This window comes from Odoribacter laneus YIT 12061, assembly GCF_000243215.1.
In the GTDB taxonomy this organism is placed as follows: domain Bacteria; phylum Bacteroidota; class Bacteroidia; order Bacteroidales; family Marinifilaceae; genus Culturomica; species Culturomica lanea.
In genome coordinates this window covers 18,414-29,045 of the sequence record NZ_JH594600.1, presented here as the reverse complement: position 1 = coordinate 29,045, position 10,632 = coordinate 18,414, and the positions used below count along the sequence as shown (strand labels likewise).

Annotated in this window: 5 protein-coding genes, 2 tRNA genes and 3 rRNA genes; 8 read left to right on the top strand and 2 right to left on the bottom strand. The window is 44.2% G+C overall.

The features are described from left to right. Positions 1 to 12 precede the first annotated feature (12 nt). The 7 genes from HMPREF9449_RS15625 (at position 13) to HMPREF9449_RS15595 (ending at position 7,210) form a co-directional block, all read left to right on the top strand. A 16S ribosomal RNA gene (locus HMPREF9449_RS15625) occupies positions 13 to 1,538 on the top strand. Positions 1,539 to 1,608: 70 nt separating this feature from the next. Next, positions 1,609 to 1,682: transfer RNA gene (locus HMPREF9449_RS15620), tRNA-Ile, on the top strand. Between the two features lie 5 nt (positions 1,683 to 1,687). Further along, a tRNA-Ala gene (locus HMPREF9449_RS15615) sits at positions 1,688 to 1,761 on the top strand. A gap of 135 nt (positions 1,762 to 1,896) precedes the next feature. After that, a 23S ribosomal RNA gene (locus HMPREF9449_RS15610) occupies positions 1,897 to 4,786 on the top strand. A 56-nt stretch (positions 4,787 to 4,842) separates the two neighbouring features. Then, positions 4,843 to 4,953: ribosomal RNA gene (gene rrf, locus HMPREF9449_RS15605) — 5S ribosomal RNA — on the top strand. Together the 16S, 23S and 5S rRNA genes with 2 tRNA genes alongside form the textbook arrangement of a ribosomal RNA operon. A gap of 486 nt (positions 4,954 to 5,439) precedes the next feature. Next, the gene (gene ftsY / locus HMPREF9449_RS15600) at positions 5,440 to 6,390 is read left to right on the top strand and encodes a signal recognition particle-docking protein FtsY (protein WP_009138232.1); all 951 of its coding nucleotides are present in this window, start codon (positions 5,440 to 5,442) and stop codon (positions 6,388 to 6,390) included. 355 nt (positions 6,391 to 6,745) lie between these two features. Then, positions 6,746 to 7,210, top strand: coding sequence for a low molecular weight protein-tyrosine-phosphatase (locus HMPREF9449_RS15595; RefSeq protein ID WP_009138231.1), 465 nt, complete (start codon positions 6,746 to 6,748; stop codon positions 7,208 to 7,210). A gap of 6 nt (positions 7,211 to 7,216) precedes the next feature. Here the strand turns inward: HMPREF9449_RS15595 and HMPREF9449_RS15590 are convergent, their stop codons facing one another. Then, positions 7,217 to 8,461, bottom strand: coding sequence for a DEAD/DEAH box helicase (locus HMPREF9449_RS15590; protein ID WP_009138230.1), 1,245 nt, complete (start codon positions 8,459 to 8,461; stop codon positions 7,217 to 7,219). 120 nt (positions 8,462 to 8,581) lie between these two features. Here HMPREF9449_RS15590 and HMPREF9449_RS15585 point away from each other — a divergent pair, with 120 nt between their 5' ends. Continuing rightward, positions 8,582 to 9,163, top strand: coding sequence for a Crp/Fnr family transcriptional regulator (locus HMPREF9449_RS15585; RefSeq protein ID WP_009138229.1), 582 nt, complete (start codon positions 8,582 to 8,584; stop codon positions 9,161 to 9,163). Here the strand turns inward: HMPREF9449_RS15585 and HMPREF9449_RS15580 are convergent. Further along, on the bottom strand, positions 9,134 to 10,516 hold the full coding sequence (locus tag HMPREF9449_RS15580; protein WP_009138228.1) for an MATE family efflux transporter: 1,383 nt from the start codon (positions 10,514 to 10,516) through the stop codon (positions 9,134 to 9,136). The two genes, HMPREF9449_RS15585 and HMPREF9449_RS15580, sit on opposite strands and share 30 nt — an antisense overlap. Positions 10,517 to 10,632 lie beyond the last annotated feature (116 nt).

Sequence of the window (10,632 nt, the reverse complement as noted above, 5' to 3'; positions counted from 1 at the left end):
AAAAAAACTTTAACTATGAAGAGTTTGATCCTGGCTCAGGATGAACGCTAGCGACAGGCTTAACACATGCAAGTCGAGGGGTAACAGGGTGTAGCAATACACCGCTGACGACCGGCGCACGGGTGAGTAACGCGTATGCAACCTGCCTTTGACAGAGGGATAGCCCATGGAAACGTGGATTAATACCTCATAGTCTCTTTTTCCTTCCTGGGGAATAGAGTAAAACGAGAGTGGTCAAAGATGGGCATGCGTCCTATTAGGCAGTTGGCGGGGTAACGGCCCACCAAACCGATGATAGGTAGGGGTTCTGAGAGGAAGGTCCCCCACACTGGTACTGAGACACGGACCAGACTCCTACGGGAGGCAGCAGTGAGGAATATTGGTCAATGGTCGAGAGACTGAACCAGCCAAGTCGCGTGAGGGATGACTGCCCTATGGGTTGTAAACCTCTTTTCTATTGGGAGAATAAGCCTTATGTATAGGGTGATGACAGTACAGTAGGAATAAGCATCGGCTAACTCCGTGCCAGCAGCCGCGGTAATACGGAGGATGCGAGCGTTATCCGGATTTATTGGGTTTAAAGGGTGCGTAGGCGGCTTTATAAGTTAGTGGTAAAATTTCGGAGCTTCACTCCGGTCCGCCATTAAAACTGTAGAGCTAGAGAATGGACGAGGTAGGCGGAATAAGTTAAGTAGCGGTGAAATGCATAGATATAACTTAGAACTCCGATAGCGAAGGCAGCTTACCAGACCATAACTGACGCTGATGCACGAGAGCGTGGGTAGCGAACAGGATTAGATACCCTGGTAGTCCACGCCGTAAACGATGCTCACCGGCCCTTAGCGATAAGACAGTTAGGGGTTAATTGAAAGAATTAAGTGAGCCACCTGGGGAGTACGTCGGCAACGATGAAACTCAAAGGAATTGACGGGGGCCCGCACAAGCGGAGGAACATGTGGTTTAATTCGATGATACGCGAGGAACCTTACCTGGGTTTAAATGTATGTTGCATAATCTGGAAACAGTTTTTCTCTTCGGAGCTATATACAAGGTGCTGCATGGTTGTCGTCAGCTCGTGCCGTGAGGTGTCGGGTTAAGTCCCATAACGAGCGCAACCCTTACCGTTAGTTGCTAGCATGTAATGATGAGCACTCTAGCGGGACTGCCACCGTAAGGTGAGAGGAAGGGGGGGATGACGTCAAATCAGCACGGCCCTTACATCCAGGGCGACACACGTGTTACAATGGCCATAACAGCGGGTAGCTACCGGGTGACCGGATGCAAATCTCGAAAATTGGTCTAAGTTCGGATTGGAGTCTGCAACCCGACTCCATGAAGTTGGATTCGCTAGTAATCGCGCATCAGCCATGGCGCGGTGAATACGTTCCCGGGCCTTGTACACACCGCCCGTCAAGCCATGGAAGCTGGGAGTACCTGAAGTCCGTAACCGCGAGGATCGGCCTAGGGTAATACCGGTGACTGGGGCTAAGTCGTAACAAGGTAGCCGTACCGGAAGGTGTGGCTGGAACACCTCCTTTCTGGAGTTCAGATTATAATCGCACTTGCATTGTTTCACTTTCATGAATTCTACCCTGGTCGGGTTAACCTAGTCTCTTAGCTCAGTTGGTTAGAGCGCTACACTGATAATGTAGAGGTCCGCGGTTCAACTCCGCGAGGGACTACTTTTGGGGGATTAGCTCAGTTGGCTAGAGCGCCTGCTTTGCACGCAGGAGGTCAAGGGTTCGACTCCCTTATTCTCCACTTGGTACTTTACGTACATAGTTCTTTGACATGCTGGAAAGTTAATGGATATATAATCCACAACAATAACAATTAGAACGAGTAAACACAATAGAGATATTGGAATACGAGTAAGCTAAAAGTATAAAAAATATAATAGAAGCAAATAAGAGCGAATGGTGGATGCCTAGGCTCTCACAGGCGATGAAGGACGTGATAAGCTGCGATAAGCTGCGGGTAGGTGCAAATAACCTTTGATCCGCAGATTTCCGAATGGGGCAACCCAATACATTGAAGATGTATTATACCTTCGGGTAAGCAAACGCAGGGAACTGAAACATCTAAGTACCTGTAGGAAAATAAAACAACAGTGATTCCCCCAGTAGTGGCGAGCGACCGGGGAACAGCCCAAACCACGATTGTTTCGGCATTTGTGGGGTAGTAGGACTGCGATATTGTAGTAATAAATGAAATGGAACGTTTTGGAAAAAGCGATCATAGAGGGTGATAGTCCCGTACATATAAGTTTATGATACATAGCAGAATCCTGAGTAAGGCGGGACACGAGAAATCCTGTCTGAATCGGCCGGGCCCATCCGGCAAGGCTAAATACTAGTGAGAGACCGATAGTGAACCAGTACTGTGAAGGAAAGGTGAAAAGAACCCCGAACAGGGGAGTGCAATAGTCCCTGAACCCATTCGCTTACAAGCTGTCGGAGCCCTTTTTGGGGTGACGGCGTGCCTTTTGCATAATGAGCCTACGAGTTACTCGTCTCTGGCGAGGTTAAGTACGTAAACGTACGTGAGCCGAAGCGAAAGCAAGTCCTAAACAGGCGACTAGTCAGAGGCGGTAGACGCGAAACCTTAGTGATCTACCCATGAGCAGGTTGAAGGTTTGGTAACACAAACTGGAGGACCGAACCGATAAGCGTTGAAAAGCTTCCGGATGACTTGTGGGTAGGGGTGAAAGGCCAATCAAACTGGGAAATAGCTCGTACTCTCCGAAATGCATTTAGGTGCAGCCTCTGTTTTTCAGTTACTGAGGTAGAGCTACTGATTGGATGCGAGGGCTTCACCGCCTATCAAATCCGGCCAAACTCCGAATGCAGTAACTTTACAGACAGGGAGTGAGCCCGCGGGTGCTAAGGTCCGCGGACGAAAGAGGAAGAACTCAGCCCATCAGCTAAGGCCCCGAATTGTATGCTAAGTTGACAAAACGCGGTGGAACAGCACAGACAGCTAGGATGTTGGCTTGGAAGCAGCCATTCATTTAAAGAGTGCGTAACAGCTCACTAGTCGAGCGGTTCTGCATGGATAATACACGGGCATAAGCATACAGCCGAAGCTATGGACTCATCGAAAGGTGAGTGGTAGGAGAGCATTCCATTTAGCGTCGAAGCAGTATCGTGAGGTATTGTGGAGCAGATGGAAAAGCAAATGTAGGCATAAGTAACGATAATGCGGGTGAGAACCCCGCACGCCGAAAGGTCAAGGATTCCCCGGCAATGTCAATCAACCGGGGGTAAGTCGGGTCCTAAGTCGAAGCCGAAGGGCGTAGACGATGGCCAACAGGTTAATATTCCTGTACTCATATATGCTGCGATGCAGGGACGTAGTAGTGACACCGCTGCGTACAGACGAAATAGTACGTTGAAGTCTTTATCTGTCGATGCTGATAGTTAAGTACGTCAGCAGAGGAGATGGGTGATAGTACCGCAAGGCTTCGGCTGCGCGGATAATGCGGGTAATCAGACTACCAAGAAAATCTGCTAAGCTTCAGGCATATATGACCCGTACTGTAAACGGACACACGTGACCGGGTAGAGAATACTAAGGCGCTCGAGATATTCATGGCTAAGGAACTAGGCAAAATGGTCCTGTAACTTCGGGATAAAGGACGCTGGGTTTAACCCCAGCCGCAGTAAAATGGCCCAGGCGACTGTTTACCAAAAACACATGGCTATGCTAAATCGTAAGATGATGTATATGGCCTGACACCTGCCCGGTGCTGGAAGGTTAAGAGGAGGGTTTAGTAGCAATACGACGATCTGAATTGAAGCCCCAGTAAACGGCGGCCGTAACTATAACGGTCCTAAGGTAGCGAAATTCCTTGTCGGGTAAGTTCCGACCTGCACGAATGGTGTAACGATCTGGGTACTGTCTCAGCCATGTTCTCGGTGAAATTGTAGTTCCGGTGAAGATGCCGGATACCCGCAACGGGACGGAAAGACCCCGTGAACCTTTACTGCAGCTTTGCATTGATTTTGGGTAAGTGATGTGTAGGATAGGTCGGAGGCATTGAAATGGCATCGTCAGGTGTCATGGAGCCGCTGTTGAAATACGACCCTTTACTTATCTGAGGTCTAATCTCCTTAGTGGAGAGACATTGCATGGTGGGTAGTTTGACTGGGGTGGTCGCCTCCAAAAGCGTAACGGAGGCTTCTCAAGGTACCCTCATGGCGTTTGGTAATCGCCAGTAGAGTGCAATGGCATAAGGGTGCTTGACTGTGAGACCTACAAGTCGATCAGGTTGGAAACAAGAGCATAGTGATCCGGTGGTTTCCGTATGGAAGGGCCATCGCTCAAAGGATAAAAGGTACTCCGGGGATAACAGGCTGATCGCTCCCAAGAGCTCATATCGACGGAGCGGTTTGGCACCTCGATGTCGGCTCGTCACATCCTGGGGCTGGAGAAGGTCCCAAGGGTTCGGCTGTTCGCCGATTAAAGTGGCACGCGAGCTGGGTTCAGAACGTCGTGAGACAGTTCGGTCCCTATCTGTTGTGGGCGCAGGATATTTGCGGAGATCTGACACTAGTACGAGAGGACCGTGTTGGACGCACCTCTGGTGCATCAGTTGTGATGTCAATTGCATTGCTGAGTAACTACGTGCGGAAAGGATAAGCGCTGAAAGCATCTAAGCGCGAAGCCAACTTCAAGATGAGATATTCTTTTAAGGGTCGTTTAAGACGAAGACGTTGATAGGTTGCAGGTGTATAGTCGGTGACGGCACAGCTGAGCAATACTAATCACCCGATAGCTTCATTATAGTGAATTATATATTTTTTAACTTTCCGGTAAGATGTCAAACAATTTAAGAAATTAACAGGTGTCTATAGCAAAGGGGATCCACCTCTTCCCATTCCGAACAGAGAAGTTAAGCCCTTTCACGCCGATGGTACTGCCTAAAGGTGGGAGAGTAGGTAGGCGCCGAATTTAGGAACCCTGACGACGAGAGTTGTCAGGGTTTTTTTATTGTGTTGGGGGGTGGAGGGTCAGGACTGCTTTTGTTTTCAGATAAAATTTTCTATTATTTTACACAGTAGGGACGTGCCCTACTGTGTAATTTTTGCTTCAATATAGAGTATTCTGAAAATTGGTAACTCTTATCCATGATTATTTTTATAGGTGTCAAAGTAAACAATCCTAATTGGATTTACACAATAGGGACGTGCCCTACTGTGCAATTTTTGCTTCAATATAGAGTATTCCGAAAATTGGAACATCTTATCCATGATTATTTTTGTAAGTGTCAAAGTGAACAATCCTAACCGGATTTACACAGTAGGGCACGTCCCTACTGTGTAATTTTGCTATTTATTCGTTTCTATGCGGCTCTTTTTATACCTTGGAAAAAGTTTTCGAATTTAGTTTAAAATTCTTATTTTAGTACCCTCTAAAATGAACTCTAATTATTAGGAAATGGCATTATTCGGATTATTCGGAAAAGGTAAAAAAGAGAGCCTTGACAAAGGCCTGGAGAAGACGAAGGAAAGTGTATTTAAGAAGTTGGCCCGGGCTGTCGTAGGGAAGTCTAAAGTGGATGACGAAGTATTGGATAATTTGGAAGAAGTGTTGATTTCTTCAGACGTAGGCGTGGAAACGACTCTTCGGATTATTGAACGGATTGAAGCCCGGGTACAACGGGAAAAATATATGGGGGTGGACGAATTAAACCGGGTATTGCGGGAGGAAATTGTTGCGTTATTAAAAGAAAATAATGCAAATGATACAGCTTCTTTTCAATTGCCCGATAATGGAGAACCTTATGTAATTATGGTGGTCGGAGTAAATGGTGTGGGGAAAACGACGACGATCGGCAAATTGGCTAATAAATTTAAAGAAGCAGGAAAGACTGTTATTTTAGGAGCTGCGGATACTTTCAGGGCTGCTGCCGTCGATCAGTTAGTTATATGGGCAGAACGGGTAGGAGTACCCATTGTGAAACAGGGTATGGGTGCGGATCCGGCTTCCGTGGCTTATGATACCTTAAGTAAAGCGAAAGCGGATGGAGCGGATGTGGTAATTATCGATACCGCGGGGCGTTTACACAATAAAATTAATTTAATGAATGAGCTGACAAAGATCAAAAATGTGATGAAAAAAGTGATCCCGAATGCTCCTCATGAAATTTTGTTGGTACTGGATGGTTCTACCGGACAAAATGCTTATGAACAAGCAAAACAATTTACCTTGGCTACGGAAGTGAATGCTTTAGCTATTACTAAACTGGATGGAACGGCTAAAGGCGGGGTCGTAATCGGTATTTCCGATCAGTTTAAAATTCCGGTGAAATATATTGGAGTAGGAGAGAAAATGGAAGATTTACAAATATTCGATCGGGAAGAATTTGTGGATTCACTTTTCAATTGAGCCCCTTTGATGATAGTCTCCCTTTCCTTAAATCTCCCGATTACACATTAGGGCACGTCCCTAATGTGTAATTATTGCAAATTCGATACCTCTCCTCCGATCCATTTATTTTTAAGTATCAAAGAATAAGCTTTTTATCATTGTAATGAGTTGATCCATCGGAATAAGTAAAAACATACCCGTTTGAGGAGCCCATTCCGGATACAAATTTGAAAATGCGATTATCTCAGAAAAAGTTGCTAACTATAGTTTATTCTTTGGTTTCCGATAATAATATATACTTTCGGCTGATTTGGAAAGAGCTCTGAATTAAATTTTAAGAGAGCTTTCTGTTGAATTTAATTGACTCTTTGTAATGAAAAAAATTCTTTTTGTCTGTTTAGGAAATATCTGTCGTTCTCCGGCCGCAGAGGCTGTTATGAAAGCTAAATTAAAAAAAGTAGGGAAGGAGGAAGCGTTTTATGTGGATTCGGCCGGTACGTACGGTGGACATTCCGGTGCACTGCCGGATGCCCGAATGAGAAAACACGCTGCCTTGAGGGGATATCAGTTGGAACATCGGGCAAGGCATTTTTATGCTTCGGCTGATTTTGCCGAATTTGATATGATTATTGGAATGGACCGTCAAAATATAGCCGATTTGAGAAGATTATCGGAGACAACTGAAGAAAGAGCTAAAATTTATGCTATGGTAGATTTTTGCCGTACAAATACAGTTTATCGTGAGGTTCCGGACCCTTATTATGAAGGTCCGGACGGTTTCGAGTTGGTATTGGATCTATTAGAGGATGCTATAGAAGGACTGATCGAAAAGTTGTGATCTTTTTTATGCCTCTTTTTTCGGCTTGGAAAAGCGGTGGTTTTTACCGCGACTTTTTCCTCCTTTATTCCATTGTCCGTTTTTGCGGGCAAAGGCTTGTGGATTATAAGGAGGTGCTTCTCCTAAAGCAGGAGAAAGAGGAATTTTGTAAATTTCTTTTTCTAAAAATTTTTCAATCCGATAGAATTTTCCTTGTTCTTTTTCCGATACAAAGGTTATAGCCAATCCTTCTGCATTGGCCCGGGCTGTCCGGCCGATACGATGTATGTAATCTTCCGGATCATGGGGAACGTCGTAATTCAATACCATTCCGATATCTTCAATATCGATGCCTCTGGCGACAATGTCGGTTGCCACTAATACTTTAATCTTGTTGTTTTTAAAATCGAGCATTACTTTTTCCCGTTCAGCCTGTTCCAGGTCCGAGTGCATGGCAGCTACGTTGAATTTCATCCGTTTCAGAATATGAGCTAATTCTTTAACTTTCTGTTTGGAAGAAGAAAAAATTATACTTTTCGATTTGACAGGTTTGCCGAATAGCTCGCGGATAAGTCCCATTTTTTGGGCCTCTGTACAAATATAAGCCGCTTGTGTAATAGCTTCGTTGGGTTTAGAAACGGCTATTTTTACTTCTACCGGATCGTGCAGTATGGTTTTGGCCAATTGTTGTATTTTGGGAGGCATCGTGGCCGAAAACATTATGGTCTGCCTTTTTTCCGGTAATTTTTTGACAATTTTCATAATATCGTCCGAGAATCCCATATCCAACATCCGGTCGGCTTCATCCAAAATAAAATATTTGACGTGTGAAAGGTCAATATTATACATATCTAAATGTGTAATAAGTCGTCCCGGAGTGGCTATAATAACATCTACCCCCAGTTGTAATCCTTGTTTTTGCTGGTCCCAGGTAGCTCCGTCCCCTCCTCCGTAAATGGCTAAAGTCGATACCGGGACAAAATAAGAAAAACCTTCAAATTGCATGTCGATTTGCTGTGCTAACTCCCGGGTTGGCGCCATAATGATTGCGTTGATATAATCATCCGGATGCTTTGCTTTTATCAATTGATTGAGAACCGGCAAAATATAAGCTGCAGTTTTACCGGTTCCGGTTTGTGCGCAACCTATAATATCTCTTCCTTCTAAAATTACAGGAATTGTTTTTTCCTGTACAGGTGTAGCTTCCTGAAAGTTCATCGCTTCTAATCCCTGCAATACAGGTTCTTCCAGCTTCATTTCGTTAAATCTCATCTCTTCTTTCGTTTTAGACTACGAAGATAAGCATTTTTTAGTAAAGATACAGATTTCACTATTTTGACTTTTTCAGAAGGATGATTTTTCAACTTTCTAATTATTCTCTATTTTTGCTTTATGAATACGACGTATCGGAAAGTAATAGATCGAATAACAGCTCAGACCCTTGCTCTCACAGAAAAGAACCGGGAAAAATTGAGTGCTTGTCTGGAACGTTTTGAATGGGCTAAGAATGATTTGTTATTGAGAGAAGGGCAAGTCTGTAAATACATTTGGTTTGTAGACCAAGGAATGATCCGGCTTTTTTATAATAAGCGGGGAAAGGATTTAACCGAGCATTTTGCCTATGAAGGAGGGATATTCCTTTCTTTGGAAAGTTTTTTCCGGCAAATTCCCAGTCGTCTGATTATTGAGGCTTTGGAACCTACCGTTGTCTATGGTTTAGGATATGAAAAGTTGCACGGGTTGATGGAAACCGAACCGGAAATCGAACATTTTTATTGCAAGATTCTGGAAAATTGTCTGATTCTATCTCAGCAGAAAGCAGATGCCTGTCGCTTTGAGACGGCAGGAGAACGCTATCATCGTTTATTGCAGGAGCATCCGGAAGTGGTGAAAAGAGCTCCTTTGATTCATATCGCTTCTCATTTGGGAATGAGTCCAGAGACATTAAGCCGCGTTAGGGCGGGACTTTTGTGAAAACGGAATTTTTTTAATACGGGTGAAGCTTTTGCCTTCCCATTTTTTACTCCTCCATCGGCGTACGAAAATAATCGCTCGTATACATTCGTCCAACAAAAAAGCGAACCACATGCCCGCTAATCCCCAACCCAGTGAGATACCGAAAATATAACTTAATAAGGTGGCTACTCCCCACATGACAATCAGACCGGTAATAAAAGGATACGTCACATCTCCTACAGCATTCAGGACATTGACAGACAGGATGTTGACAGCACGTCCTACTTCTAGGAGGATATCAATACATAGAATGATAACACCTAGTCGGATAATATCGGGATTGGGAGTAAGAAAATGGAAAATAGTATAACCTAGGACTGCTGTTACAATTGCCATACCCAGGGAGATCATGATAGACCATTTCATACAATAACGCTGTAAAATATAGGCTGCCTTTTGTTTTTCCCCTCCTACCAGATGTCCGATGCAGATTGCTCCTCCCTGACCGATAGCCAAGGCAAAGAGATAGGTGAACATTACGATATTCATTGCGTAGGTGCGGGTAGTCAGCGCAGTGGTTCCGATTAGGATGGTGAAATACGTTACGACGACTTGCGACAGATTGTAAGAAACTTGTTCTCCGGCTGCCGGTAAGCCTACTGTAAGTAAGTTTTTGAGTTTATCGATCGGGAAAGGCCGGAACCAGACAATAGGAAATTTTCGTTCTACCTTTTTAAAGAGAAGGAAGAGCAATAAGGACATCGCTATAAAACGGCATACGGAGGTTGAAATAGCTGCTCCGCTTACGCCTAGGGGAGGCGCGCCGAACTTTCCGAAAATTAAAGTATAATTTCCGATAATATTGACAATATTGATGAGTAAGGTGACACGCATGGGGTAATAAGCCATATTATGGCTACGTAAAATGGCAGATAAGGTTAAAGCAATGGCTTGAACAAAAGCAAATCCGCCGACAATGCGCATATAAGGTAAACCTTCGTCAATTAAGGCAGGGGCTAAATCCATAAGTTGAAGTAATTCCTGTCCATAAAAGAAAAGGAATGCACTGATTATAATCCCGATAATAGCATTAAAAAGTAAAGAAACTCCTATGGTTTGTACTACATTTTTCTTTTGTCCGGCTCCTAAATATTGGGAACAGAGCACGGAAGTTCCTAAAGTAGTTACGCCGAAAACAATAAATACCATATTTAAAAGCTGATTGACTACCCCGACTGCAGCTACAGTATCGTCAGAATGGCGACTGAGCATGACAATGTCTACAGTCCCTAAGAGAATAATCAGTAATGTTTCTATAAAAATAGGGCCGCTTAAATCAAACAATTGTTTGCGAAGTGATTTTTGCTGCATCGTTTTTCTTTTGCCGCAAAAGTAAGTTTATCCTTCGCTTTCTGTCTTGATGTAAATCAAAAAATGGGTTTTATCAAAAAACGGAAACGTTATAGGTGAAAAAATTGTCTGCAGAG